This is a genomic window from Mycolicibacter acidiphilus (assembly GCF_018455725.1).
GTDB classification, from domain to species: domain Bacteria; phylum Actinomycetota; class Actinomycetes; order Mycobacteriales; family Mycobacteriaceae; genus Mycobacterium; species Mycobacterium acidiphilum.
On the sequence record NZ_JAHCLR010000135.1, the window covers coordinates 1 to 614 of the forward strand.

Annotated in this window: 2 protein-coding genes; both read left to right on the plus strand. The window is 62.9% G+C overall.

The genetic code is table 11. The features are described 5' to 3' along the window. The first annotated feature begins 21 nt into the window (after window positions 1–21). Complete coding sequence (locus KIH27_RS22180) at window positions 22–315, plus strand: type VII secretion protein EsxS (RefSeq protein WP_214095097.1); 294 nt, start codon at window positions 22–24, stop codon at window positions 313–315. Window positions 316–330: 15 nt separating this feature from the next. Next, on the plus strand, window positions 331–614 hold a 284-nt coding region (locus tag KIH27_RS22185), incomplete at its 3' end, for a WXG100 family type VII secretion target (RefSeq protein WP_214095096.1).

Sequence of the window (614 nt, forward strand, 5' to 3'; positions counted from 1 at the left end):
AGTGGAGAAAGGAGCGGTGGGATGAGTTTGTTGGATGCTCATATTCCGCAGTTGGTGGCGTCGGAGTCGGCGTTTGGTGCGAAGGCTGCGTTGATGCGGTCGACGATGGCGCAGGCGGAGCAGGCGGCGTTGTCGGCGCAGGCGTTTCATGTGGGTGAGGCTGCGGCGGCGTTTCAGGGTGCGCATGCGCGGTTTGTGGAGATGGCTGCTCGGGTGAATGCGCTGTTGGATATGGCGCAGGTGCATCTCGGTGATGCGGGTTCGACGTATGTGGCGGCGGATGCTGCTGCTGCTTCTGGGTACACCGGGGTTTAGGGAGGGTTTGGTCTGATGTCGCAGATTATGTACAACTACCCGGCGATGTTGGCGCATGCCGGGGAGATGGCTGGGTATGCGGGGACGTTGCAGGCGGTGGGGGCGGATATCTCCAGTGAGCAGGCGGCGTTGTCGGCGGCGTGGCAGGGCGATACGGGTATGACGTATCAGGCGTGGCAGGCGCAGTGGAATCAGGCGATGGAGGAGTTGGTGCGGGCGTATCACGCGATGGCGACGACGCATGAGACGAATACGTTGTCGATGCATGCCCGCGACGCCGCCGAAGCCGCCAAATGGGG

Excerpts from the sequence above, each read along its gene's own strand:
- KIH27_RS22180 (WP_214095097.1), top strand. The coding sequence starts at position 22 with ATGAGTTTGTTGGATGCTCATATTCCGCAGTTGGTGGCGTCGGAGTCG.